This window comes from Microbulbifer harenosus, assembly GCF_005771435.1.
Taxonomy (GTDB): Bacteria; Pseudomonadota; Gammaproteobacteria; order Pseudomonadales; family Cellvibrionaceae; genus Microbulbifer; species Microbulbifer harenosus.
Genome location: NZ_VANI01000014.1, coordinates 206,553 through 232,283 on the forward strand (window position 1 = coordinate 206,553; position 25,731 = coordinate 232,283).

Annotated in this window: 23 protein-coding genes and 3 tRNA genes; 6 read left to right on the forward strand and 20 right to left on the reverse strand. The window is 56.8% G+C overall.

Annotation, left to right across the window (positions count from 1 at the left end):
- Nucleotides 1–11 precede the first annotated feature (11 nt).
- The 15 genes from FDY93_RS13880 to FDY93_RS13950 all read right to left on the reverse strand — a co-directional run bounded on the left by FDY93_RS13880 (nucleotide 12) and on the right by FDY93_RS13950 (nucleotide 13,652).
- Entirely contained in the window at nucleotides 12–221 is a 210-nt protein-coding gene (locus FDY93_RS13880) for a DUF2788 domain-containing protein (RefSeq protein WP_138236347.1), read from the reverse strand.
- A 141-nt stretch (nucleotides 222–362) separates the two neighbouring features.
- Nucleotides 363–632, reverse strand: coding sequence for an acetyltransferase (locus FDY93_RS13885; protein ID WP_138236348.1), 270 nt, complete (start codon nucleotides 630–632; stop codon nucleotides 363–365).
- Between the two features lie 348 nt (nucleotides 633–980).
- On the reverse strand, nucleotides 981–1,469 hold the full coding sequence (gene gspM / locus FDY93_RS13890) for a type II secretion system protein GspM (protein WP_138236349.1): 489 nt from the start codon (nucleotides 1,467–1,469) through the stop codon (nucleotides 981–983).
- 65 nt (nucleotides 1,470–1,534) lie between these two features.
- Nucleotides 1,535–2,911 (reverse strand): type II secretion system protein GspL, encoded by a 1,377-nt coding sequence (gene gspL / locus FDY93_RS13895; RefSeq protein WP_138236350.1) that lies wholly within the window; start codon nucleotides 2,909–2,911, stop codon nucleotides 1,535–1,537.
- A complete protein-coding gene (gene gspK, locus FDY93_RS13900; RefSeq protein WP_138236351.1) occupies nucleotides 2,912–3,883 on the reverse strand; it encodes a type II secretion system minor pseudopilin GspK in 972 nt (323 codons plus the stop codon).
- Nucleotides 3,883–4,749: a type II secretion system minor pseudopilin GspJ gene (gspJ, locus tag FDY93_RS13905; RefSeq protein WP_138236352.1), complete on the reverse strand. Its 867-nt coding sequence runs from the start codon at nucleotides 4,747–4,749 to the stop codon at nucleotides 3,883–3,885. The genes gspK and gspJ overlap by 1 nt, the downstream gene beginning before the upstream one ends.
- A complete protein-coding gene (gene gspI, locus FDY93_RS13910) occupies nucleotides 4,746–5,162 on the reverse strand; it encodes a type II secretion system minor pseudopilin GspI (protein ID WP_138236353.1) in 417 nt (138 codons plus the stop codon). Before gspI ends, gspJ begins: the two co-directional genes overlap by 4 nt.
- A complete protein-coding gene (locus FDY93_RS13915; protein WP_138236354.1) occupies nucleotides 5,152–5,763 on the reverse strand; it encodes a type II secretion system protein in 612 nt (203 codons plus the stop codon). The genes gspI and FDY93_RS13915 overlap by 11 nt, the downstream gene beginning before the upstream one ends.
- 18 nt (nucleotides 5,764–5,781) lie before the next feature.
- Nucleotides 5,782–6,210: a type II secretion system major pseudopilin GspG gene (gene gspG, locus FDY93_RS13920; protein WP_138236355.1), complete on the reverse strand. Its 429-nt coding sequence runs from the start codon at nucleotides 6,208–6,210 to the stop codon at nucleotides 5,782–5,784.
- Between the two features lie 84 nt (nucleotides 6,211–6,294).
- On the reverse strand, nucleotides 6,295–7,515 hold the full coding sequence (gspF, locus tag FDY93_RS13925; protein WP_138236356.1) for a type II secretion system inner membrane protein GspF: 1,221 nt from the start codon (nucleotides 7,513–7,515) through the stop codon (nucleotides 6,295–6,297).
- A gap of 1 nt (nucleotide 7,516) precedes the next feature.
- Complete coding sequence (gene gspE / locus FDY93_RS13930; RefSeq protein WP_138236357.1) at nucleotides 7,517–8,995, reverse strand: type II secretion system ATPase GspE; 1,479 nt, start codon at nucleotides 8,993–8,995, stop codon at nucleotides 7,517–7,519.
- Nucleotides 8,995–10,977 carry a type II secretion system secretin GspD gene (gene gspD / locus FDY93_RS13935; RefSeq protein WP_138236358.1) on the reverse strand — a complete coding sequence of 661 codons (1,983 nt, stop codon included), beginning with the start codon at nucleotides 10,975–10,977 and terminating at the stop codon, nucleotides 8,995–8,997. Before gspD ends, gspE begins: the two co-directional genes overlap by 1 nt.
- 88 nt (nucleotides 10,978–11,065) lie before the next feature.
- Nucleotides 11,066–11,749 carry a type II secretion system protein N gene (locus tag FDY93_RS13940; protein ID WP_138236359.1) on the reverse strand — a complete coding sequence of 228 codons (684 nt, stop codon included), beginning with the start codon at nucleotides 11,747–11,749 and terminating at the stop codon, nucleotides 11,066–11,068.
- A 224-nt stretch (nucleotides 11,750–11,973) separates the two neighbouring features.
- Nucleotides 11,974–12,903, reverse strand: a complete 930-nt coding sequence (locus tag FDY93_RS13945; protein ID WP_138236360.1) for an electron transfer flavoprotein subunit alpha/FixB family protein — start codon at nucleotides 12,901–12,903, stop codon at nucleotides 11,974–11,976.
- A complete protein-coding gene (locus FDY93_RS13950; RefSeq protein ID WP_138236361.1) occupies nucleotides 12,903–13,652 on the reverse strand; it encodes an electron transfer flavoprotein subunit beta/FixA family protein in 750 nt (249 codons plus the stop codon). The genes FDY93_RS13945 and FDY93_RS13950 overlap by 1 nt, the downstream gene beginning before the upstream one ends.
- Nucleotides 13,653–14,092: 440 nt before the next feature.
- Between FDY93_RS13950 and FDY93_RS13955 the strand changes: the two genes are divergently transcribed.
- Entirely contained in the window at nucleotides 14,093–15,730 is a 1,638-nt protein-coding gene (locus tag FDY93_RS13955) for an electron transfer flavoprotein-ubiquinone oxidoreductase (protein WP_138236362.1), read from the forward strand.
- A gap of 166 nt (nucleotides 15,731–15,896) precedes the next feature.
- Here FDY93_RS13955 and FDY93_RS13960 read toward each other — a convergent pair whose 3' ends face one another.
- From FDY93_RS13960 to FDY93_RS13975, 4 genes are all read right to left on the reverse strand, one after another.
- A complete protein-coding gene (locus tag FDY93_RS13960; protein WP_138236363.1) occupies nucleotides 15,897–18,620 on the reverse strand; it encodes a TonB-dependent receptor domain-containing protein in 2,724 nt (907 codons plus the stop codon).
- Nucleotides 18,621–18,781: 161 nt separating this feature from the next.
- Nucleotides 18,782–20,443, reverse strand: a complete 1,662-nt coding sequence (locus FDY93_RS13965; protein ID WP_138236364.1) for a serine/threonine protein kinase — start codon at nucleotides 20,441–20,443, stop codon at nucleotides 18,782–18,784.
- A 281-nt stretch (nucleotides 20,444–20,724) separates the two neighbouring features.
- Nucleotides 20,725–21,279 (reverse strand): DUF1285 domain-containing protein, encoded by a 555-nt coding sequence (locus tag FDY93_RS13970; protein ID WP_138236365.1) that lies wholly within the window; start codon nucleotides 21,277–21,279, stop codon nucleotides 20,725–20,727.
- A complete protein-coding gene (locus FDY93_RS13975) occupies nucleotides 21,272–21,979 on the reverse strand; it encodes a TetR/AcrR family transcriptional regulator (RefSeq protein WP_138236366.1) in 708 nt (235 codons plus the stop codon). The genes FDY93_RS13970 and FDY93_RS13975 overlap by 8 nt, the downstream gene beginning before the upstream one ends.
- A 327-nt stretch (nucleotides 21,980–22,306) precedes the next feature.
- Here FDY93_RS13975 and FDY93_RS13980 point away from each other — a divergent pair, with 327 nt between their 5' ends.
- From FDY93_RS13980 to FDY93_RS14000, 5 genes are all read left to right on the forward strand, one after another.
- On the forward strand, nucleotides 22,307–23,155 hold the full coding sequence (locus tag FDY93_RS13980) for an acyl-CoA thioesterase (protein WP_138236367.1): 849 nt from the start codon (nucleotides 22,307–22,309) through the stop codon (nucleotides 23,153–23,155).
- Between the two features lie 122 nt (nucleotides 23,156–23,277).
- Nucleotides 23,278–23,354 (forward strand) — tRNA-Pro (locus tag FDY93_RS13985).
- Nucleotides 23,355–23,566: 212 nt separating this feature from the next.
- On the forward strand, nucleotides 23,567–24,745 hold the full coding sequence (locus FDY93_RS13990; RefSeq protein ID WP_181954064.1) for a hypothetical protein: 1,179 nt from the start codon (nucleotides 23,567–23,569) through the stop codon (nucleotides 24,743–24,745).
- A gap of 438 nt (nucleotides 24,746–25,183) precedes the next feature.
- Nucleotides 25,184–25,257 (forward strand) — tRNA-Cys (locus tag FDY93_RS13995).
- Between the two features lie 74 nt (nucleotides 25,258–25,331).
- A tRNA-Leu gene (locus FDY93_RS14000) sits at nucleotides 25,332–25,418 on the forward strand.
- Nucleotides 25,419–25,517: 99 nt separating this feature from the next.
- On the opposite strand, the gene FDY93_RS19620 is transcribed toward FDY93_RS14000, so the two are convergent.
- On the reverse strand, nucleotides 25,518–25,731 hold a 214-nt coding region (locus FDY93_RS19620), incomplete at its 5' end, for a hypothetical protein (RefSeq protein ID WP_220446198.1).

Genomic DNA, 25,731 nt, shown 5'->3' on the forward strand with positions numbered 1-25,731 from the left:
CGACTGAGGCCTTACTGGCCGCCCAATCCCATAACTTCAACCAGTACGGTTTTCACCACAAAGCCCAGCAAACCCAGGCCAAGGGCGATAAACAGGATAAAAGTCCCAAAGCGCCCCGCTTTGGACTCCTTGGCCAGATTCCACACGATAAAGATCATGAACAGGATCAGGCCGCCAATTCCCAGCACCAGGGAGTACTCTTCAAACAGCTCAAAGCTCATGGCACAAATTTTCCGCTTCGGTTTCCGGACTCAAAACACCCCCGACGTCCAGCAGCCGGAGAAAAATTGGCGCGTATTGTATAGGAGGTATTGGTACGAAACCACGAATTAGCGGCAGATGGGAAATGGATCGCCGAGTACTCACGCGCCTTGATAATAGTCACTGTCGTCGACACGGGTACCACATTTAATGCGGCGGACCTCCCGGTCCCGGTAGCGGCTGTCGTGCCAACAGCGCGGCAGCGCCTCGCCAGACAGGAATTGCAGTTGCGCCTTGTCGAATACCTCAGGATCCTGCACCTCCTCCCCCCAGAGATAGCGTCCGACCACGGTCAGCTCATAAGGATTGGTAAGGGTAACAACATCGGCAACGTCGACAAGATGGTTGGTTCCGGAATCTCTTAACAGCATTATCGGCCCCTATATCGTATCAGTACCCCTGAGTATAGGGAGAATCCGGCGCCATCTCCGCTGGAATTTCGCACCGAGCTTGCACTGTATCAGGCGCAAAGCCCTCCGTCGGAACGACAAAGAACCCAAAAAACCAGATCCTCCCCCTGAAAGAATCAACCAAAAGAACAAAAAAATAGAAAGGTTGAACGAAAGAAGGCCCTTAAAAACGGAAGGAAGCATTTGAGGGCCCGCAACGGGAAGCGTACAGGCCACTCTTCCAGGACTGCCGCGGCAGAAGCCTTTGCGCAGCCCAGCCACCAGCAGATTTACGCCGCGCGCACCCCCTCAGCGGAACAGCGCTCGGAGTCACCGTTCCAGCGTCAGGCGCGCAGACACCATCCCCTCTTCGGCTAGAGCGTCAACACTGACGGAGCGGATGATAAAGCGCTGTTGCAACAGTGTGTTGAGCCAGGGCTGTAGATCCTGGTAGCGGGCTTCGTCAATCCAGAGGCGGATACGCCCATCCCCCTCGGGCTCAAATCGCTTGATCGTGACCTTGTGGTTGTTGGCCGCGGCCGTCACTCGCTGCAACAGCGTCCCCTGGCCCTGAGCTTCGCCACCACTGCTGCGCTGAATGCGCTCGAGCTGCGGACGCTGCTGCTCAATCCACGCCAATAGCTCCCGCGACTGCTCAGCTTCCGCGCGGGCATTGTCAAAGAATGACTGCGCCGGCTTGAACAGCCCAAATACGATGAATATGGCGCCAAGGAATAACCCCAGCATTCCCAGCGCGCGCTGGTCGTTGGCGGGCAGAGCCGCCCACTTCCGCCGCCACTGTTCAATGGTCTGTTTCATATTGATTGGTTGATCATCATTCTGGTTACTTGGCATACCCGGCAAGCGACGGCCGAGGTAAGGATTCAGCGCAGCCGGATACGGCCGGATACGCCATCTTCCAGTTCATTCGCCGCGAGCAGCTCGGCCTTGAACTGGCTGCCGCCATTGAGCTTGCCGACTACCGTATCCAGCTGCCCGAGATTGGCGGCACGCAACTGCAACACCAGCTCTCCACGATTGCCATCGAAACGCAGTGACTGCAGCTTCAGCTCTCCCGCTTTGCCGGAGTTCCATACGGTGCTCAGTTGCTGTAACTGACTGGCAAATTCGCCGCCGCCCCCGGATGCCTGATTTAGATAGCCAGTGACCTGGCGGCGCAGATCCGCACTGGGGGAATCACCGGGGAAAATCTCGCTGAACAGATTGCGGGCGGCGTCATCTGCCCGGCCGGCCTGTACGCTGTAATAGATTCCACCGCCCACAAAGAAGATCAGCTGAAGTACAAAGCAGGCCGCAACGGCGATCGCCGGCTTCATCCACCAGGGACCAGCGTCGGTTTTGCGGGAAATCTGGTAATCCCCGGTCAACAGGTTGCCCGGAACCGTATTGCCCTGAGCGTTCAGCCACGTCGCCTCCGGCCCATCCTCAGTCACCTGCACGTCGCCCAATTGCTGAAACGTGGCTAGTTCCAGCTCGGTGGCATTTCCAAGCACGCGCAAGGACGTTACCTGATCACGGCTAGCGGAAGATTCATCCTCAGCATCCTGCGCAAACAGGCTCTCGGCAATGATCCCGGCAAGCGGGCGACTAACCGTCAGACCGCGCCCGGCGGCATGCCAAAAGTGTGCGCTGTCACGCTCCAGCCAGATCGCAGACTCGGCGCCAGCAAGCAATCGGTACTCAGGGATGGCCGCAATCACCGGCCAGCCGAGGCGCTCAAGCTGATGCTTGAGTATGCGAAGCTTTTCGCTGGCGACCGCCATTACGCAGCAGAGATCACCTGCCACCGGCTCGCAGACAAAGTGCAGGTCATCCACATCTTCCGCCAGCTGCTCTTCGACCATATAGCCAAGTGCGCTGCTCTGACGCCGCGCCGCGCGGGGCACCACCTCGAGGCCACTCCAGACCCAACTGCCAGGCAGGACCAGCACCGCTTGCTCGGCGGGCTCAAACGCAAGCAACGTCTCCGCAGATGGGGATGATTCATCTCCGGCTTCCGCCGTGTCGACAGCCCCGCCCTCTGTTGCCCCGTCTGAGTCGGCCGCCACCGCCACCCCAGGCATAGAATCAACTTCTTCAGGGACAAATGCCCGCTGGAACTCGTCGTCGGTGGCAACCGTGCACCAGCCGCCGGGTTGCCAACACTGCAGGAGCACGCTGCCAGCGGGCAGCGCCCGGTCACCGGCGTGCGCGCCGGCACCCGGCTCCCACAGGCGCAATAATTTCAGTTCCTGGCTCAATCAATCCCCCAGTAATTCCTGCAAAAACTGCCCGGAAAATTCACGCCGCTGGCGCTGTATCACTTTCACACGGCCGGTTCTGGTATCCAGTTTCAATATCGACTCCCAGTACTGGCGATGCTCAAGCCCCAACTGCACCGCGATATGCGCGACATAATACGCGCTGTTGAAATCCACTTCCCCCCCGCCGGAGATCCCGAACCCGGACAGATCCGACATCTGCGCAAAGGGGGTGCCGCTTTCCCGCTGCGTAATCAGCCCGGGAATATTTGCGCTCGGGAATATGGCCTCCAGCAGTTCCTGGGAAGCAGTATTCGCATTGACCTTGGTGCCCGCTTCCGGGAGCGCGCACAGCTGCGGCTCGATCAGTCGCCACTCTTCGGCTTCCAGCCCCTGTACGGCACTCAGTTCAGACACATCGGTAATCAGGGTGTCCGGGGTGCGATGCGCCAGCTCCAATCCTAGATAGCCGGTATCTTCAGTGTCCGATGCCAGAGGCGTGTCGCCTGGATCGACCCAATCCTCGATGGCCAACGCACTTTCTTGGCGCCCACCCAGGTTGCGCACCAGGCGCTTCAGAATTTCACTGCTCTCATTACTGCCGCCGCCAGCTCGACGCAGAGTTAAATTATTTACATTAAAACATGCCTGCATGTCTTTGATTTGTATGCGTATTTTCCCGTTACTCGGATTGAATTCCGCCAGCCGTTGGGCCCAAGCCTCCGCCAAATTGTCACTGGCATTGCCGGCATTGCGATCTTCCTCGAAGTCCTTCTCCAGCGCGATGATGGCCCAGGCCTCGGCGCCCTGAACGAATTCTGCCAGCTGGGTATTGGCGAGGATCGCGCTGGTGCGGGAAATCGCCAGGCGATTGCGGGTCACTGCATGGGTAACCGCGGCAATGGCAATGACCATGACCAGCAGCACGGTGATCAGCGCGACGCCGCGCTGCTTTAGGAGACCGGCGCGCATCACTGCGAATCCCCCGGGTTTTCACTGCCCTCGCCGTCCCTGCCACTGCCACCGCTGTCGCCACGATCGCCATCGTCGCCAGTACTGTCTTCCCCGGTACTGTCTTCCCCGGTACTGCCTCCCCCGTTGCCGTCTTCGCCATTTTCACCACCGCTGCCGCCACCGGAACCCGAGCCACTGCCCGATTCGATAACGTATTCAGGCAGTGAAAACACGCGCCGCATCTCACCGGCACTGCGAGTCAACAGGGTAATTTCGATCGCTTCGGGGAGCCGCAGGTCTGCTTCACCGGGTGTGGTAGTGGACGATGCTGGCGGCCACTGAGCCAGCCAGACCTGGGTATCGGGATCGTAGTAACGCACATTGAGATCGAGAATCCCGTCGAGAATGGGTTCCGCGACGGGTTCCGAGTCCGGCCCCCGGTCAAGAACCCGCCAGCGGCTGCGCAACAGCAGCGCAGTATCGTCGTCCTCATTGATCTCGCGCCCGCGCACCGAGTCCTCTTCCGGGTAGCCAATACCGTAGTGCAGACGCAACAGGTTGCCGCGGGGTTCACCGGTCAGATTGGCGGCGCCCAGGCGGGTAAACTCGAATTCGTTGGCCACACCCTGAAACGCCGGCTCATAACCGCTGTACGCGTTCTTCACCGGGCGCACGGTCAACTGCCGCAGGTCGTCATCCAACCGGTACATGGCCATGGACAGGCGGCGCATCTCTTCAGCGCGCCCGGTGAGTACGCGGTCGGTGGTGAAAAAGGACTCCAACAGAGAATATGAGCCGATACCGATGATCGTCACGATCACCAGTACCACCATGACTTCTATGAGCGTGAAGCCGCGACTGCGACCCAGGTGCGGGCTGCTCATGAGCTCACCGCTGTGGGGTCGGCCTGAGCGACCCAGGAATCAATGGTGAGAATCGGCGGTTTGTCCGGCCAGCCCACCTGCACGACGATATGGCGCATGCGGGGTTCGCTGGTAGCTTTCACTTCGGCACTGACCTGCCACTCGCGCTCAGACAACACCATCCTTTCCGTCTTCTTGCCGATAGGCGGCCAATCGGTGCGCAAGCGAATTTCCGCCAGCGCCTGCTGCGCCACCCAGTTGGCGGCAAGGCGCTCTTCCAGCGCCGTCTGTTGTCTCACGCTGTCCTGCATAGTCTTCAGGACACTCGCGGCAATTACCCCGAAAATCACCAGGGCGACCAGCACCTCAACCAGCGTGAAACCACGCTGGGCATCTGGGGCACAAGAGCGGGCAAAACGGGGCTCAGTAATCATCCGCCTGCCACTCCAGTTCCATACCATTCAGCGTGCTGTAGGAAATAATCGCGCCTCGGTCGATGTCACCGTCTCTCAACAAAAAGAAACCGATCTCTACCGGCAACACCTCTCCACTGGAGAGCGCGGCAAACTGCGGCAGCAACTCTTTCTCGTCTTTCTTACCGCGCGAGCCACTACTGCTGCTACTGCTGCGCTTTCCGCCGAAGCTCGACTGCTCACTGCCGGGTAGATCCGTCTGCGACAACACCTCAATACGCATGTTGGGCGGCACCTCATGGGCAGTAAAACGACGGGCGTTGTTGGCGTTCGGCACGGCAGAAAAGTCAATCTCCTGCCACTTCATGGTGCTGGAGTCGTAGCGCACCACCTGGTAGCTGCGCTCTTCAAACACCACCCCGTAATGGGCCTTGTCGATCAGCGCTCGATCCGCCACCAGATTGAGAAGGTTACCAAGCCGCTGGACCTCTCCGGTCCAGTGACGGCTGTCGGTATTGTTCAGCGACAGCGTCGCCATACCCGCCAGTGAGGCGATGATCACGATCACCACCAACAGTTCGATCAGGGTAAACCCCTGCTGATACCGGGCGACAGCGCGCATGGGGGAGCCGAGTCAGACTCAGAGTTCGGAGGCGACGAGGTCAGCGGACTCGCCTTCACCGCCCGGCTTGCCATCTGCCCCAAGGCTGAACAGATCGTAGGGGCCGGAGCTACCGGGGCTGATGTACTGGTACTCGTTGCCCCAAGGATCTTTCGGCGCTTTCTTCAGATAGGGTTCATTCCAGTTCTTGGCCTCCGGGAAACCGGACGGTTTGGTCACCAGCGCCTCCAGCCCCTGATCAGAACTCGGGTAGACAAAGTTGTCCATGCGGTACATGTCCAAGGCGGTGGAAATAGCCCGCAGATCTACGGTAGCGGCCTTGACCCGCGCCTCGCCGGTACGGCCCATGATATTCGGCACTACGAGTGCGCCCAGCACACCCAGAATCACGATTACCACCATGATCTCGATCAGGGTAAAGCCCCTGCTCTTGCGCATGTTTTTCATCTTCCACCTCGCTATAAAGGATTGTGCAGCAACAAGCTGTGTACTTTGCCGCATTGCTCGTCTTTTGAACAGATCTGAAGGCCGTCAGACCACCAGCTGGTTCATGCTCATAATTGGCATCATGATGGCCATTACAATAAACAGTACGATTCCCGCCATCACCAGCAGCATGATGGGCTCGAACAGGCTAACGAAGGCCGTTACCGCCCCCTGTAGATCCCGCTCCTGGTTTTCCGCCGCACGCACCAACATCTGGTCGAGGGTACCGGAGGATTCGCCACTGGCAATCATGTAGGTCATCATCGGCGGGAAGTACTCTACGTCTTCCAGCGCCCGCCGCAGGCTACCACCCTCACGCACGAACTTCTGCGCGACCTGCAGCCGCTCTTTCAGGTAATCATTACTCATCACCCCGCTGGCGATCCCCATGGCCTGCACCAGGGGCACGCTGCTGCCGGTCAGGATCGCCAGGGTACCCACATAGCGTGCACTCTGCCCGCCGCGCACCAGCCAGCCGATCACCGGCATTTCCAGCAAACGGTGGTGGAAACGATAGCGGAACCCGTCCCGCCGCAACAGCAACATCCAGCACACCGCCAACAACACCAGGGCCGGCGGAATCATCCAGCCCCAGGCGGAGATAAAATCGCTGATGGAAACAAGAATTCGCGTGGCGAGTGGCAGCTGCTGGCCGGTACCAGTGAACACCTCGATCACATCCGGCACGACGTAGACCATCAGGCCCGTGACCACCAGTACACAGATAACCACCAGCACCAGCGGATAGATCAGCGCCAGCTGCACTTTCTGCCGAAATACCTGCTGGTTTTCGGTGTAGTCGCCAAGGCGCTCAAGCACATCATCGAGATGCCCGGAGTGTTCACCGGCCTCAACGGTGGCGCGGTAGAGCTTGGGGAATGCGCGTGGGAAACTGCCCAGCGCCTGCGCGAAACTATGGCCTTCCAACACCTTTGCGCGCACCGCGAGCACAATGCGACGCACTTTCTGGTTGCGGGATTGGTTGGCGATAGCGCCGAGGGTTTCTTCCAGGGGAATACCGGCGCGCAGCAGTGTGGCGATCTGCCGTGTCAACAGTGCCAGCGCCTTGATGCCAAGCCCGGGACTGCCGGAGAGCACACTGCCCGATGCCATGGCGCTGCCGGACTCAGATGCCGGTGCGACCTCCAGCGGGATAAGACCTTTCGCCCGCAGCTGCTGTCGGGCCGCCTTGGCGCTGTCAGCCTCGAGCGTCCCGCGGTTTTTGCGCCCACCGCTGTTGAGCGCCGTGTACTCGAACGCACCCATGTCAGGACTCCTGGGTTACCCGCAGAACTTCTTCCAGTGAAGTGGTTCCCGCCAGCACTTTTGCCATGCCGTCGTCGCGAATGCTCGGCCCCAGTTTACGGGCCTCCTGAACCAACGCGCTTTCGGAAGCGCGATCGTGAATCATCTGGCGCAGCCTCTCGTTCACCGGCACCAGCTCATAGATACCAATACGGCCAAGATAACCGCTGTGATTACACTTGTCGCAACCTCCGGGGCCATAAATGGTGGCGCCCTCCCCCTCCGGCAGGCCGAGCACGCGGCACTCGAAGGCGTCCGCGGCGTGCGGCTGTCGGCACTCGGGGCAGAGTACCCGCACCAACCGCTGGGCCAGCACACCAATGACACTGGACGACAACAGGAAGGGCTCAATACCCATGTCGACCAGGCGAGTGACCGCCCCGAGCGCAGTATTGGTGTGGAGCGTAGACAGCACAAGGTGACCCGTCAGACTCGCCTGGATGGCGATCTGCATCGTCTCCAGGTCGCGGATCTCCCCGACCATCACCACATCCGGGTCCTGGCGCAGGATCGCGCGCAGGCCACGGGCAAACGTCATGTCCGCCTTGGTATTCACCTGGGTCTGGCCGACGCCCTCCAGGTTGTACTCCACCGGATCTTCTACGGTAAGAACGTTTTTCTCGCGATTGTTGATACTGGCGAGACCCGCATAGAGAGTGGTGGTTTTACCGGAGCCGGTGGGGCCGGTCACCAGCAGGATACCGTGAGGACGCCCCAGCAGGTCCATCATCACCTTGAGATCCCGCTCGGCCATGCCCAGGTTGCGCATGTCCATCTTGCCAGCCTGCTTGTCCAGCAGACGCATCACCACCCGCTCGCCGGCAGAGGACGGCATGGTGGAAACCCGCACGTCCACTTCGCGCCCCCCCATCAACAGGGAAATCCGGCCATCCTGGGGCACGCGCTTTTCCGCGATATCCAGTTTCGCCATTACCTTAATACGGGATACCAACAGTGGCGCCAGGGCGCGACGGGGCTGCAGCACTTCACGCAGCACGCCGTCCACACGAAAGCGCACAACGAGGCGCTTTTCAAAGGTCTCAATATGGATATCCGAAGCCCCCTGCTTTAGGGACTCGGCAAAAATAGCATTGATCAACCGGACGATCGGGGCATCGTCCTCCTGCTCGAGAAGATCTTCGGTTTCCGGCAGTGAGTCTGCCACCGCCGCCAGATCCATATCTTCACCGAGACTTTCAACGTCGGAAAGGTTGCCGCCCTCGCGGTTTTCGTACTGGCGCTGCAGAGACTGCTGGAAACTGTCCTGATCCACCGCGGTAACACCCAGCGGCAGTTCGCACAGCCGCTGCACCTCTGCCAACACACCCGGGTTCAACGGCGCAACATATTGCAGCACCGGCGTCCCCTCCACTTCCGCCAGCAGCACTTGATGACGTTTGGCAAAGGCGTAGGGCAGACGTTTGACCGCAATCACCGCCATTACTTGAAGTCCTCAGGCTCCACCGGAGGAGCCTCCTCCTGTTCCATACTGGCGGGAGGCGGCAGAAGATCCGGAAGTACTTCACCGCGGTTCCAGTCCCACACGCGGCTGGTGTTGTCACGCAGATACAGTTGTTTCTCCTGCATGTCGCGATAGCGACGGCGGGTCTCCTCGTAGCCGGCTACTTGAGAACTAAGAATTTTCGGGCGCAGGAACACCATCAGGTTGGTCTTGTCGACGGATTTGTCCGAGTTGCGGAACAGGCGGCCAATACCCGGAATATCCCCGAGCAGCGGCACCTTTTGATTGATTTCTGTAACTTTGTCTTCAATCAGACCGCCCAGCACCAGAATCGCGCCGTCGTCGATCAGCACCTTGGTGCGGATCTCGCGCTTGCTGGTAACAATATCCGCAGCCCCTTCGGACGACGGCAACACGTTCTCCACTGTCTGTTCGATTTCCAGGGTCACGGAGTTGTTGTTGTTGACTCGCGGCGTCACCTTCAGCGTGGTACCAATGTCCTGGCGCTGGATGGTGGTAAAAGGATCGTTGTTGCTGCCGGAAAGCAGCTGCTCACCGGTAATAAATGGCACGTTCTGGCCGACGAGAATCTCCGCCTCCTCGTTATCCAGCGCCATGATCGTGGGCGTGGACAGGATATTGGCGTTGCTTTCACTGGCCATGGCGTTGACCGCCACCCGCACATCGGTGCCACTGAGGAAACCCAGGTTCAGGCCAGAGCGAGCCAGATTGGCGGGCGCCAGTGAAAAGGGGTTGAACTCTGAGAGCACATTACCGTCGGAGTCAACGATGGGGGTTTCCGCAAAATCATTCTCAAAGCCGGCGAACACATCGTCGTCGTTGCCGGCGATCCACTTGACGCCAAGCTTATTGCCAGTACCTTCGGTGACCTCAACGATAATCGCTTCAATCAACACCTGGGCACGGCGCACATCCAGCTTGGCGATCACGCCTTTCATGGTTTCCAACAGCGACGGCGGCGCCGTGAGAACGAGCGCGTTAAGCTCTTCGTTCACCTGAATACTCACCTCGACATCGGCGACCTGCTGATCCTTCTCGGTCTTCTGGATGCTGCCGCTCATCCCCTCAAGGATGGGCTTGAGGTCCGCCGCGCTGGCGTACTGCACATATATCACCGCGGTGTTACCTTCACCGGAGAGCGGTTGATCCAGGCGTTCGATCACTTTTTTGAGTTGCTGGCGGGTAACCGGATCGCCGGTCAGCAGAATCGCATTGGAGCGCTCGTCCACGGCAATCCGCAGCGGCTGCACGTCATTGCCCGCCTGCTTGCCGCCCCCCTGGAGCAATTCGTTGATTACCTGCTTGACCTCCTTGGCAGAGGCGAATTCCAGCGGCACCAGCTCGATGTCGATGGCACCGGCGCGGTCCAGTTGTTTGATCAGGCGGACAATCTGTTCGATGTTGGCGGCGCGGTCGGCAACAATCAGGGTGTTGGTATCGGCGTAAGCCGCCAGGTGGCCGGTCTGGGGGATCAGCGGTCGCAACATTGCAATCAGTTGAGCCGCGGAGATGTTTTCCACTTTAACAGTGCGCACGACCAATGCTTCGCCAGGAGCCCGGGTAAGCTCGTCGACCACCGGGATGGCCTGCTGCTTGGCCAATGCATCCGGCACCACTTTCCATGCGTCGCCCTGCTCCACCAGGCTGAAGCCGTTTACCTGCAAAACCGACATGAATACGTCAAACGCCTGCGAGTGGGTCATTGGGTCGCCGGCAACGACGGTGACCTTACCCTTCACATTGGGGTGGACAATGATGTTCTTACCGGTGAAATCCGCCGCCCAATTAATCAGGTCGCGGATGTCGGCGTTATCCAAAGAGAGCGTCACACGCTCAGGAGAGGGCTGCACCCTTTCAGAGGAGGTCTGAGCCAGCACCGAAAACGACAGTAAAAAACCCAGGGCGACCGCTACCAGCCGTCGGTGAAGCACGCAAATCATTATAAATCTGGCTCTAATTCTTATAAGTGTCAGTTACATGGTGGTCTTGAACAAAGCGCCCCAATGCCCCCGGGCGCCGCGCGAATGACTAACGCGTGGATTGTCCGCCCTGCCGTTCTCTCGCCATTTCCCGCAGCTGCTCCAGGCGCTCGCGAATGGACTGCTGCTTGTCCGCCCGGTCAGACGCCGCGCTGGCGCTAATGACTTCCGCAGCCTGGCGCGCGTAATTGGCGTACTGCTTTGGAACAGTAGGTCGACCATCCGCATCCGGATAGGTCAGTTTTTCCATCTGCCCGTTGCGTCGAAGGATAATATGGTCGACTTCCACAGAGTAAACTTCTGCGCCACCCGGCAGCTTGTGCCCGACATACACCCGCTCGGCGGGCTTGCCGCGCTCGGACACCAGCGCACTGGCGCGATCGTTAACGCTGCTGCTGAGCACGCCGGAAAGTACCAGATTCAGCTGTGTGATGGGAATGTTGGCGAGGTCAATTTCGGGAGCGCGTTCACTTTTTACCGCGGCGACACCGAAAAAAGCCGTGGCCGGAAGAGAAACAGCGGTATTCGCGCCAACACTTCGTGCACTGCGCTCGGCGAGCAAGCCGTCATCGGCTTCGGAAGGTACTGCCAGATGGCCGTACGCCATAAGATTGACCGCCAGCCAGCCGCCGATGACCGCGCTGGTCGCCAGCAGACTGCGCCGTGCGGCACCATTGGCTCCGCCTGTAGAACCCTGCAGAGCGGAGGTGATTGTGCGCTTCACTAAAGACATGACTAAACCCGTCTTATTCGCTCCCCGCTATACCGCGGGCAGCTCATTCTTCCTTATTGGGCGCCTATTCTCGGGGCTCGAACCGATAAAGGCAATGTTACAGGCCCCAGAAGAACAAAACTTAACCAACAAAACACTATCGCAGCACGAAACCCAATAAGCTTCAGCAATAAAAAAGGCGGCTCACGCCGCCCTTTCACTGATCCCAGTATATGGATCCTGGGTTACAGCTTTGTTTCAAGCTCTGGCACGGCATCGAACAGATCAGCCACCAGGCCATAGTCAGCTACGGAGAAGATGGGCGCCTCTTCATCCTTGTTGATGGCCACGATTACCTTGGAATCCTTCATGCCCGCCAAATGCTGGATGGCACCAGAAATACCAACGGCGATGTACAGGTCCGGAGCGACGATCTTGCCGGTCTGCCCTACCTGCATGTCGTTGGGCACAAAGCCCGCATCCACCGCCGCGCGGGATGCACCGACCGCCGCACCCAGCTTGTCGGCAACCTTGTACAGCAATTCAAAGTTATCGCCATTCTGCATGCCGCGGCCACCAGAAATGACAACGCGCGCAGCGGTAAGTTCCGGACGGTCGGATTTCGCCAGCTCTTCGCCAACAAACTGGGAGAGGCCAGCATCGTCCACAATGTCGACAGACTCTACGGCCGCACTACCGCCCTCGGCAGCTACCGGGTCAAACGCGGTGGTACGCACGGATGCGACCTTGATGGCATCGGAACTCTGTACTGTAGCAATCACGTTACCGGCATAGATCGGACGCTTGAAGGTATCCGGGCTTTCAACAGCAATGATGTCGGACAGAGGCTGAACATCCAGCAGCGCGGCAGCGCGCGGCAGCATGTTTTTGCCGGTGGTGGTGGCCGGGGCCAGCACATGGCTGTAATTCTTGCCCAGGTCGGCTACCAGCTTGGCTACGTTTTCTGCCAGCTGATGCTCATAGGCGGCGTTGTCGGCCACCAGAACCTTGCTCACCCCTTCCGCTTTAGCGGCAGCTTCCGCCACGGCACCACAACCGCTACCGGCAACCAGCACGTCGATATCACCACCGATAGCTTTGGCGGCGGCCACGGTATTGAGGGTTGCGCCTTTGAGTTCGGCGTTATCGTGCTCTGCAATTACAAGAATGCTCATCAGATTACTTTCGCCTCGCTTTTCAGTTTTTCCACCAGTTCCGCCACATCGGCGACCTTGATACCCGCCTGACGCTCCGCCGGCGGCTCGACCTTCAGAGTCTTGGTGCGCGGGGCAATATCCACGCCCAGTTCATCCGGGGTGGTGGTATCGAGAGGCTTCTTCTTGGCCTTCATGATGTTGGGGAGAGAGGCGTAGCGCGGCTCGTTCAGGCGCAGGTCGGTAGTGACAACCGCGGGCAGCTTCAGCTCAACGGTCTGCAAACCACCATCGATCTCACGGGTTACCTTAACCGAGGCGTCTTCCACATTCACTTCGGAGGCAAAAGTGCCCTGCCCCATGCCAGTGAGAGCAGCCAGCATCTGACCGGTCTGGTTGTTGTCACCGTCAATGGACTGCTTACCGAGAATAACCAGTTGCGGAGATTCTTTCTCCACCAACGCCTTAAGGCACTTGGCCACCGCCAAAGGCTGCAGCTCGGCATCGGTCTCTACCAGGATACCCCGGTCAGCACCAAGTGCCAGCGCAGTGCGAATCTGTTCCTGACACTGCTTGGAGCCCATGGAAACAGCGACGATTTCACTGACCACACCCTTCTCTTTCAGGCGAACCGCTTCTTCTACCGCGATTTCGCAGAAGGGGTTGATGGACATCTTCACATTGGCGGTGTCCACGTCCGAACCGTCCGCCTTAGGGCGAACTTTCACGTTGTAATCCACAACGCGTTTCACAGCTACAAGAACTTTCATGAAAATCCCGTCTCAGTAGTCTACTTGGAAGTTGCGACCCGGCAGCCAAAACAGCGCTGACGCAACATGGGTAACTCGGGCAGCCTCCCGGCCGAGTGCGATGGCGGCCCTGCCAAACCCCCGCAGCGCGGGCAATTTTCGGCACCAGCGAGCCAACCAAAAGTTCAAACAGTTGTTTGAGCGGCGTGTATGTTGGCGCTTTCAACAGGCAAAATCAATAGTTGAATACTAAGCCTAGCAGCCATTCACAGGATCAATTTCAGGCCATAATTTGGGCGTATTTTGACGGGCTGAAGCTCGGTATTTGCGCTGCTTTTGCCACCGGAAATGAAAAATCCTGCAATTGGTAGGAGGAAGGTATCGCCGATATAATGCGTCGGCTTATAAATCACCTGCCATAATTCGGCGGCTGAATAACTACACATGCTGAGGAGTGACCTGTGGAACGCGAGTCAATGGAATACGACGTAGTGATCGTGGGCGCCGGCCCCGCCGGACTTGCCGCCGCGTGCAAACTGCGTCAGATCAACGAAGACATTTCCGTTTGCGTAGTGGAAAAAGGCTCCGAGGTTGGTGCGCATATTCTTTCCGGCGCAGTCTTCGAACCTACTGCGCTGAATGAACTTTTCCCTGACTGGAAAGAACGCGGCGCGCCTCTGGAAACCGCAGTAAAGGGTGACGATATCTACGTACTGCGCGGCCCCGAAAAAGCAATCAAGGTCCCCGGCATGCTGGTGCCCAGCACCATGCATAACGAAGGTAACTACATCATCAGCCTGGGCAACCTGTGCCGCTGGCTCGCAGAGCAGGCCGAAGCCCTGGGCGTTGAAATCTTCCCTGGCTTCGCCGCCGCAGAAGTACTTTATAACGAAGACGGTTCCGTAAAAGGCATCGCTACCGGCGACATGGGCGTCGGCGCCAACCGCGAGCACAAAGACAGCTACATGCCAGGCATGGAACTGCACGCGAAATATACCCTGTTTGCCGAAGGTTGCCGCGGCCACCTGGGCAAGCAACTGATCGCCAAATTTTCCCTGGACGCAGGCCGAGATCCGCAGCACTACGGCATCGGCATCAAGGAAATCTGGAAGGTCGACAGCGCCAAACACCAGCAGGGCCTGGTAATACACACCGCCGGCTGGCCGCTGAACGAATCCGGTTCCGCCGGTGGTGGCTTCCTGTATCACCTGGAAGATGATCAGGTGGTTGTCGGCCTCATCACCGATCTTGCCTACAGCAATCCGCATGTCAGCCCATTTGACGAATTCCAGCGCTACAAGCACCACCCGGTGATCAAGCAGTACCTGGAAGGCGGTCAGCGCGTGGCTTACGGCGCGCGCGCCATTACCAAAGGCGGCCTGCAGTCGCAGCCAAAAATGACCTTCCCTGGCGGCCTGCTGATCGGCGACGATGCCGGCACCCTGAACTTTGCCAAGATCAAGGGCAATCACACAGCGATGAAATCCGGCATGCTGGCTGCAGAATCCGTGGCCGAAGCACTGGCCGCAGAGCGCGCTGGCGATGAGCTCACCGATTACAGCGAGCGCTACAAAAACAGCTGGGCCTGGAAGGAGTTGCACATGCAGCGCAACTTCGGTCCCGCACAGCACAAGTGGGGCAACATCCTCGGCTCCGCCTATGCGTTTGTCGACATCAACCTGTTCAAGGGCAAGCTGCCCTGGACCCTGAGCGACAGCAAAGCGGACCACGCGCAGCTGAAGCCCGCCGCCGATTGCAAGAAAATCAACTATCCCAAACCAGATGGCAAACTGAGCTTTGACAAACTCTCCTCGGTGTTCATTTCCAACACCAACCACGAGGAAGACCAGCCCTGCCACCTGACATTGAAAGACAGCGACATTCCGCTAAACCACAACCTGCCGATCTACGACGAACCCGCGCAGCGCTACTGCCCGGCCGGTGTGTACGAAGTGATTGAAGAGGCCGGCAACAAGCGTTTCCAGATCAATGCGCAGAACTGCGTACACTGCAAAACCTGCGACATCAAAGACCCGACCCAGAATATTGTCTGGATCGCACCGGAAGATGGTGGTGGTCCCAACTACCCCAACATGTAAAGACTGTTGCAGTGAGTTTTCCAGGGCTCCAATGGCGCCCTTTTTTACACCCACCCATCTCAATTCCACAAAGTTCAAAACGAAAAAAGCCAGCTGCCGGTAATGGCAGCTGGCCTATCAAGCGATCCCTGTTGGTTTGTAGCTTCCAGGAATGTTTTTGGTGGTTTTAGAATTGGTATTGGGCACTCAGCGAGAACGACTGACCGGGCTTCTCTTCGAACACAATCACGTTCGCACGCTCAATCTCAATGGCCTCATCCAACAGGTTCTGCATTTTGGCCTTGACGGTGATTTCCGCGGTCGGATACCAGGAGTAGGTCAGATCCAGGGAGTGGAATGGCTGCTCGTAGGCATCAGGCGCAAGGTTTCGCCCAGCAAGGAACAGGCGATCACCAAATACGTTGTAGCCAAGCGTCGCAGAGTGCGCACCATCCGGAGAATCGAAACCAAGTACCATATTCACTACGTACTCGGATGCACCGGTCATTTCACGCACTGGGTTGGTTGGCTCATCGGCATCCGGACCTGCAACCAGTTCGGTTTCCTGCAGAGTGAGGTTGCCCTGCAGGAAAAAGCCATCCATGAAACCGCCCATGAAACCCAGAGTCTTCAGGCCTTCGATTTCAACACCGGTGATTTCTCCAGATTCCGCATTGATAATCTCACGCGCTTGGTTGGTGTCACTAGCAGCAATCTCAAAGAATTCAATCGGATTTTCGATGTCCTTGTAGTATGCAGAGATAGTCAGATTGTCGCCATTGCCAAAGAACCACTCACCGCGAATATCGAAGTTGGTCAGCTCTGACGGGCGGACATTAGGATTGCCCTGTATCGGCCAATCCGTCACAGGATCAATATAAATCGCGTCAGTGATCTCACGTAGATCCGGGCGCACGGCAGTTTTACTGGCACCGAAGCGCAGCTGGAAAGTTTCAGCCCAGAGAGAGCCCATGTAGGTCAGGGACAGCGAAGGATAAACCGCGTCATCTACATAGGTTGCCTCCGCCAGTTCTTCCGGATCCATCGGAATCTGAGGGTCGTCAATGCTGTAACCATAGGGGTTCCAGTCCAGCGCGACCTGGTTGTACTCTTCCCAACGTGCACCAGCTGAGAGCCTCCACGTCTCGCTCAAAGTCCAGTCGACCTTACCAAACGCAGCATCGGTCAATGTCGCGGCGATATAGCTTTGGTTGTTAACGCCAGCCCGGTCAAGAACATAATCATTATCGGGGTTGGTAATCTGGGAATCACCAAATACGTCACCCAGGCTGCCACTGAGGGAAGCCGGATCGTTGACATTCAGTGCACCGAGACGAAACTCTGTCTGCTTGTAGCTCCGGCCTTTTTCAGTCCGCGCGTACCCTCCACTCAGCTCCAGAGATGAGCTGGAAAATTCCAGCGGCAGGGTTGCACTCCAGCCGTAATTGATGACTTGGTCTTCCAACTCGGTAAAACGGAATCCGGAGCTGTTCACACCAATACTGACTGCAGAGCTAACGGTTCCACCATTGGCATCGGTGACGGTATCGGCATTGATACTGACCTGATTAGGGATGTCGGTTTCCGCGGTAGCATCGGAGTAGAACCAATCAACCTTCAAATCATCCGGGGTCCAGTTAAGCAGGCCGCCGGGTACAAGCGCTTTACTCGCCGGCCCCATCTGGTGGCTACCCTTCACCTGATTCAGCCTCAGGTTGCGCTCCTCATACTTGATGGCATACTCTCGGAAGCCACGACCGTCTGAAACTTCGCGGTTTTCATTGAAGTAATCGCGAATGGAAGTTTCATCATCCGTATTACGCAGATATAGACTGGTGAATGTCACTTCCTGTTCATCAGCATACCGAATACCCAAATTCAGGTTTCCGCTGAGATCCACAGAGTAAGTAGAGGTATTTTCGGTATCGGGACGTTCTTCCGGAAAGCCGTACGCACGCTCGAATGTTTCTTGCTCACGCCATTTGTTCTTGTAAGAAGCGCCCGCCAAGAAGCCCACTTCCAAATCATCGCTCAGAACAAAACTGTTGCCGATAGCGCCTTTGATATCCATGTCCGGGTTGCTGGAATCTTCCACAATATCAACATTGCGATTCAGATTCAGAGCCAGCTCACGATTAAGCTGCTGTGCGGCAGCAATTGCTTCAGAAGGTGACCCATATGTATTACCTTCAGCTTCGAGCACCTTGCGGATATCTTGAACACCCAGACGCCCTTTAAAGCGCTGCAAAGCAGCCTGCAGCTCCACTGGCAGTGCTCGGGTGCCATCGTCGGTGCCGAAGCTATCATCACCACCACCTGCGTAACTCAACACATCGCCGTCAGTTTCGCTATTCGCACCGCTCCCCAACTCGATGAAGTAAGTCAGAGACTCCGGAATGCTTTTGGTGCGGATATCAACGTTACCACCACCAAAGGTAGCCGCTTGGTCAGCAGAGTAAGTTTTCTGTACCGCAAGGGAGTCAACCACTGATGTGGGGAAGATATCCAGCGGGATTACATTGCGTGTCAGATCTGGTGACGGAACATTGGCACCATTCAATGTAGTACTGGAATAGCGTTCACCAAGACCGCGAACATACACGAATTTGTCGTTAACCAAAGACAAACCCGACACTCGACGCAGCGCTGCTGCCACGGTGGAGTCGCCCACACGACCAATCATTTCCGAACCGAGAATATCGGTTACAACTTCTTCATCCAAACGCTCCATGACCAGCGTTTCCGCAGAGTCTTTCAGCCGCCCTTGAACCATCACCTCTTCAATCTGCTGCGCTTGCGGACCCGCGACGCTGTCCATCTTCACTTGAGCAAATGCATTAGGAGCAATGACTGAGGCCGTGGCGATAGCCAGAACCAGCGGCGCTCGTTGAAATTTTTGTTGCTTAATCATTTCCCAGGCCTCTTATCGTTCCTGCCTATTGTTCGGACCGCTTGATCTTGTGTGCAGTAATTGATTAAGCGCACGATTCAAAATCAAGCAGGGCGCCGTCTCCAGATATTGAAGGCGGCGCCCCTTTAAATTGGGAGATACTTCCCAATCGTACTCAGCTATTATTGCTGCTCGAACCACAGAGGCTGAGCACGGCTGCCATCGTGCAAGCCGTAAGTCCAACCCTGGGTCCAATCAGTACCGCCAGCGCTCAGTGCGCCGAAGAAAGCACGCTCGATCGGACTGATGGTGATGGCCGTATCGTTTACTACCATGCTGCCAGTAGCAATAGAGAAGACAGAGGGAGTGCCTTCAAGTACCTGGAAGCCGGTGTCGGCAGTTGCAGTCGGGTTAAGAGCTGCATCTGCGGCGACGTTCGCAAAAACGTTGCCATTGGCTTCAGCCCACGCGAGCAGACTGTCAGCACCAATCGGGCCACCTTTGGTCTTGTCGGCACAGGCGAAGATGTTGGAGGTGATCGCTGCTTCGGTACCAGCGTCCAGGGCAGCAGCGGTTTCGTCGCTCTCAACCCGCACACAGTAGTTGCTACCGTCAGCCCCGGTGGCGTCTACTTTGAAGGAACCGATAACCATAGAGTTGGTGATCGTCGGGTAGATACCCTCGCGGAAGCGCCAGCCAGCGCTAGGATCGTGAGTTACAGTATCGGCACCAGCACCAGAGATAATGCAGGTCAGACCGTCAATTACCGGGCGGCTATTTAGGCCAGCGGCAATCAGGCCGGAGTAATCGTTGGCTCCGTCATAAGAACCGATACCATCGGATTCAATACAATGGTTACCATCGGTTTCACTCTGGATTACCAGAGCGTTGGTGATAGAGCCACTCCAACCTTCGTCGATGTCGATAGAATCGTCACGTACGTACATGGCAAGGAAATTTTCGAAGCTTACTGCACCACCGAACATTTCAATGCCGTCATCATAGGTGGAGTAAACCTGAAGATTCTTGACGATAGTGCCACCACCTACAGCACTGAAGGTAATACCGTTCAGTTCATCACCATTGGCAACTTCCGCACCAGTGTGCTTAACACGCACGTACTCCAGCTGGCCTGAGCTATCGTCGTTGTTGTCGCCACCGTAGTTGGACTGGTCTTTACCGGCAGCACCTTCCGCCAGTACGTGACACTCAGAGGTTTTCATTTCGGCATCGTAGACACACTTGTTAGTGATACCGAAGCCGTTGATGACCATACCACCCCACTGTTGTACGTCTTCAGCGCCAACAGTGCCTTCAACATCCGACAAGGAAGTGAAGGTGATGGGGTCTTGGGCGGTACCAACCGCAAGCAGCTGGGAACCGCGGTTGATTACCATAAATTTGGTGCTGTTCGGGAAAGCGATAGTTGAGCCAGCCTGAACGGTCAGTTTGGCACCGTCACCACCTTCAGAGATACCGGCGGCAGCCATGGTCGTATCGTCGTCATAATTATTTCCAACGAAAAGACTACCTTCGAAAATGTGCGCGCCGCCATTTTCAAGAGCAGAGATAACCAAATCGACAGTCAGCGGGTTACCGGAGTCGACGAATGCTGCGTTATAGGTACAGTTTCCAGTAGCGGAATCGAAAGTGCCCTGCTTAACGGACCCAGCTTTCTCGTAAGAGGCGCATGGGTTTTCAATAGGAGTAGGATTGCCAGGGGTAGGATTGTTAACGGAATTGTCGTTATTTTCCGGAGCAATAGTGATGCCACCGCTATCACAACCAGCCAGCAAAGCAGAAATCGCAGCTGCCAGCAGCAGCTTGTTGGATACAAGTTTCATGAATCCCCCTAACAAGGATGAAGTGAGTTAATCCGTGACTATTTTTTTAAAGCCAAAGCAATTTGGACGAGGGGGAGTCTAGGAAGGGAGTGTTGCGAAAATGTTACGGATGAAAGGTGCTAAGAAAAAAGTGGAAGAAATAATTCAAAAATATTTCAACATGAAATATTTGTTTCAGATTAATTTCTGAATCATTTCGAGATTATTTCGGAGAGGTTCTAAACGGTCAAACTTTAGCCAGACGCACTACCAAAAAATAGCTGGCCGGACGAGACCGGTGGTCAGTACTCGCCCAGCAGGAACTCTTCCCCATTACTTTTCAACCACATCTGGCAGAGGCGAGCAGGCGGTTCGCTGGGTTGGCGGGGTTCTGCCCAGTCGATCAACTGGTAGTACACATCCCGAGACATCCTGCCCTCAAGGCCAGCGCGGACCTCGACATAGGGGATAGGCAGCGGCGGATCGCCGAATGGTTTGAGCAACAAGGGATGGGCCTTGTCGAGAGGAACGACATCACCGGTATTGGTAGTCAGCAATATCTGCTCACCATCGCGGGCAGCCTGAGTGATCAAAAATGGAACATCTTCCACACGAATACGCCACTTTTCTACCGGTGTTACCAGATAATAGTGGCGCCCTTCCCGCTTGAGGATGCTGGCAAACAGATTGACCAGTGGCTGGCGCTGGATTTCGGCTCCCTCGTGAATCCAGTGCCCATCCGACCGGATCACCAGGTCCATGTCGCCGCACAGGTCCGGATTCCAGCTGGCCACCGGTGGGTGGCCGCGGAATTCCTGCTGCAGCTTTTCCAGCTGCTGAAACAGTGGCTCAGCCAAAGCTGCTTCCCGGTGTTGAAGACGGATTGTGAGTGCTGTGACTGGAGGGCTCCTGCTGGGTCTGGCCAGCGCCTCGGCGGCCGGAGATATCGCCGATATGCACGCCCACGTCCATGATGAACTCCATCAACCCCTCGCGGTCCTCAATCACATCCGCGAAAGACTTGGAGTGATAGAGCTCCACTGCGCCCTGCACCAGAGCCCAGTAGGTCGAATAGTAGTAATAAGCGGGCACCTTCTTGAGCACGCCCTGCTCCATACGCCGCTCGAACACCCGATTCAGGGCCGAAGCGTTGGAGTTCCTAAGGGCATGTAGCTCGGCAATCATCTCCGGCGCCAGGTTCAACGCGATGATTTTCTCCTCGAGCCGCTGAAACAGGCGGTCGCGGGCCGGGTCCGCCATGCGGGATTCGAAGTAGGCGCGCGCCGGCGCAGTGATGTCCCCCTGCTCTGCAGTGGCCACCGCACTCTTCAGACGCTCGGTGAGGGACTTCTCATAGTCCATCAACAAACGCATGTAAATCTCTGTTTTTGAAATGAAATGTTTGTAGATGGTGCCCTTGCCGATGTCCACCCGTTCGGCAATCTGCTCTACCGTTACCTTTTCTTCACCGTGCTCCAGGAGCAGCTCCAATGCCGCATCCAGGATACGCTGCTCCCGCGCCCGAAAACGCTGAACCTTCTCTTTTGCCTTATCCATACTTCCGACCTTAGCTGTCCGTACAATTGGAGACTGAAATTGACTATCCATTCATGAATGATAGGCAATTCCCCCGCGATGGAAAAGAAATTCAAGGTATCCGGCGCCGAATACGCGAGGCGCGGCGCCATTAGATGCCCCCATTGCTGCGCAGCTGGCTATAGGCGCCGCAACCACCCGCCCCGCTGCATATTGATACTGCCGCTGAGAGGATCAGCAATAGCCACGGAGGCTGTAATTGCTATCATTGCGCGTTACCCGGAACGCCGGCCTTTGTGAAAGGTCGCCGGCGTCCCTAAGCACCAACACTGGACAGATGGGCCCCTGATGCAGCAATCCCTGAGCACGCTATTGGACGTAGAACGACTCGACAGCAACCTTTACCGCAGCCGAGCGCATGTGGAGAACTACCGCAAGGTACTGTTCGGCGGGCAGGTACTCGGCCAGGCGCTGATGGCTGCCGCCCGAACGGTGGAAGACCGTCTGCCGCACTCTCTGCACGCCTATTTTCTGCGCCCGGGCTCCAGCGAGATGCCGGTTATCTACGACGTGGACCCCATCCGCGATGGCGGGAGCTTTACCACCCGCAGGGTGGTGGCCCGCCAGAACGGCAAAGCCATCTTCAATATGTCCTGCTCCTTCCAGATTGCCGAGCCGGGCTTTGACCACCAGGCCGAAATGCCCACCGATGGCATCGTTCCACCGGAAGAGTTGAAGAACACTCAACAACTGGCGGAAGAAGCTGGAATGAACGGCGCCGCCAGCAACCAGCGGCGCTATATGGTGGACTTCCGCCCCATTGACCCCATGAGCTACTTCGATGCCGAAGTTCGCGAGCCCCGCTGTATGTTCTGGTTCCGGGTGGATGGCCAGCTGTCAGACGACCCGATTGAGCACCGCAGCGCCCTTTGCTATGCCTCGGACATGGCGCTGCTCGGCACCAGCCTGCAACCGCACAAGATCAGTCTGTTCGACCCGCACCTGATGCCAGCCAGTCTCGATCACGCCATGTGGTTCCACCGCGAATTCCGCGCGGATGAATGGTTGCTTTATGTGACAGACAGTCCCTCTGCCAGCGGCGCCCGTGGTTACTGCCGAGGGCAGATTTTCACCCGTGACGGCCGCCTCGTGGCCTCTACCACCCAGGAGGGTCTGATCAGGCAGATCAAAGGTTGACCAACTGCGGGGAAATTTAAAGAAACTGCTAAATTTAATGAAATCAGTGGTTTACAGAAGCTTGGCGGTTGCTATAATGCCGCCCGCTTCGCAAGGAAGCCTAAGCCAAACGCTTAGTATGTCGGTGAGTAGCGCAGCCTGGTAGCGCACTTCGTTCGGGACGAAGGGGTCGGAGGTTCGAATCCTCTCTCACCGACCATTTCATTTACACCCCCCGCCTTCTCTCTTCACGCGTTTCCAGCTGTTTGCGGCACTGATACTCTCTTTCGTTGTCACACAATGTATCGCGCGCAGCGCCAGATTCCGGCGCGCAACACAAACCTGTTACGCATGTGGAGCCGAGCCCAACTGATGTCTTTCTTTTTGCGAGTAGCAACCCTCCTGACCGCCCTGATTCTCTCGGCAGGAGTAATGGCCGCCGACCCCGAATATTACGATGTTTACTACAAAGCCCGCCTGAACCCGGAAAAAGGGGTGGCCCACGTGAGTATTACCCTTCAGGGCCAGGAACTTCCCAGCGAACTGACCCTGCGCCTGAATACCAAGCGACACCTCAACCTGGAGGGAGGCAAAGAACTAAAAATCGATGGAGATGACGCAGTCTGGCGCCCCAAAGGCAAGCGCTCGACAATCCACTACGACTTCGTCATCGACGAAAAAAAATCCCAGGGACGCTACGACTCCCGCATCACCGACAAGTGGGCAATTTTCCGCAGCGACAAGCTGATTCCGCCAGTCTCCGTACGCGCAGCCAGCAATCTCCAGTCACGCGCAACGCTCGAAATAGAGGCGCCTGAAAAATGGAACGCCCTTGCACCCTATGTAAAAGACGAGGACGGTGTTTTTCAATTGAAAGACCCCGGCCGCCGATTTATCCGCCCCAAGGGCTGGATGATTGCCGGGCGCATCGGCAGCAGACAGGACATCATCGACGGAACCGACGTAGTGATCGCCGCCCCACTGGGAAAAAATGTCCGCAGGCAGGACACCCTTGCCTTCCTCAGCTGGACCTTGCCCGAGCTCAAGAAAGTATTCCCGGAATTCCCCCAGAAACTGTTGATCGTCATGGCCGGCGACCCGATGTGGCGCGGCGGCCTTTCCGGTACACGCTCGCTCTTTATGCACGCAGACAGACCGCTGATCTCCGGCAACCGCACCAGCAGCCTGCTGCACGAACTGGTCCACGTAGCCACCGGCATTCGCGGCGACAAGGAGAGCGACTGGATTGTGGAGGGAATCGCCGAGTACTACTCTCTGGAGACACTGCGCCGCACCGGCGGTATTAGCGAGCGGCGCTACCAGGAAGCACTGGAAGACCTGGCGGACTGGGGAGCCGAATCCCCCAACCTTCTGGTAAAACGCTCGGCAGGTCCTGTCACTGCCAGAGCGACCGTGGTGTTGCACGAGGTTGACAAGGCCATCCAGAAATCCAGCGAGGGAAAGTCCAGTCTCGACGATGTGGTTAAAATTCTGGCCTCCGAGCGCGGTGAAATCACCCTCGACAAATTCCGAGCACTTGCCGAAAAAGCCGCCGGAGCACCACTTCCGCAATTGGAGCGCACATTTCTTACGGGCAAAAAAAAGCCCTGACGACGGGGGGGGAGAGCGTCAGGGCCAAGACCATTAGGAGTGAAACTTGGAGGATTTCATCCTTACAACACACGGGGCGCCCATTTGGAGGAGACGCCCGGCCGGCACTACTAAACACGACTTGGGGGGGAGATGTGTGCTAGCCAGCTACACTCAGTATTGGTCACGTCCTCGCGATTGCCAGTTCGCGGTCAAAAAAATTTAGAACAATTGGGAATAGAAAACCCTTTTCAATTTCATTGGGTTATTACACCGCAAAAAAGAACATTATTTAGCCAGAGAACCAACTAATTGAGATAACCTCTGACTTACCCTTGACTAATCCCCGACAACCCATAGAATAGCGCCCTCTTACACGCCGCCAGGCACGTAAGTATCAGAAAACGCTAGGATTTTTATCCGTCTTCCGATAGAATCTGCGGCGTTTTCAACACCTGTGGCTAGGTGGCAGAGTGGTCATGCAGCGGACTGCAACTCCGTGTACGCCGGTTCGATTCCGACCCTAGCCTCCATTTTTCTCTCAGTCTTTTTGCAAGACTGGTTCTTCAGAAACGGATTAAATTACCGTCAACTGAACGCCCTATCTGCCCGGATGGTGGAATTGGTAGACACAGGAGACTTAAAATCTCCCGACCTTTTGGTCGTGCCGGTTCAAGTCCGGCTCTGGGCACCACCTTCCGCGTTAGCAACCACTTCGATATTTGCTCAAGTAGACGCTGTGTAGACGCTTAGCAGACATTTTTTGCTATAAGTCGCCATTTCCCCCACCAAGCTAGAATACAGTTTCGAAAGCCCCCACTCCCGCCACCACCTTTAGCGCCTGAACCATCCATCCACGAGCACAAGAACTACCAGAAATAACGCTCTTGCGTGACGTCCGGCTCAATTTCAGTGTAAGCGCCAAAGAATCAGCACCTGTTTTTCCTGATTCGACTTCAACACACTGATTCCAACCGTACTTACACAAAGGAATCAGCCATGACCCC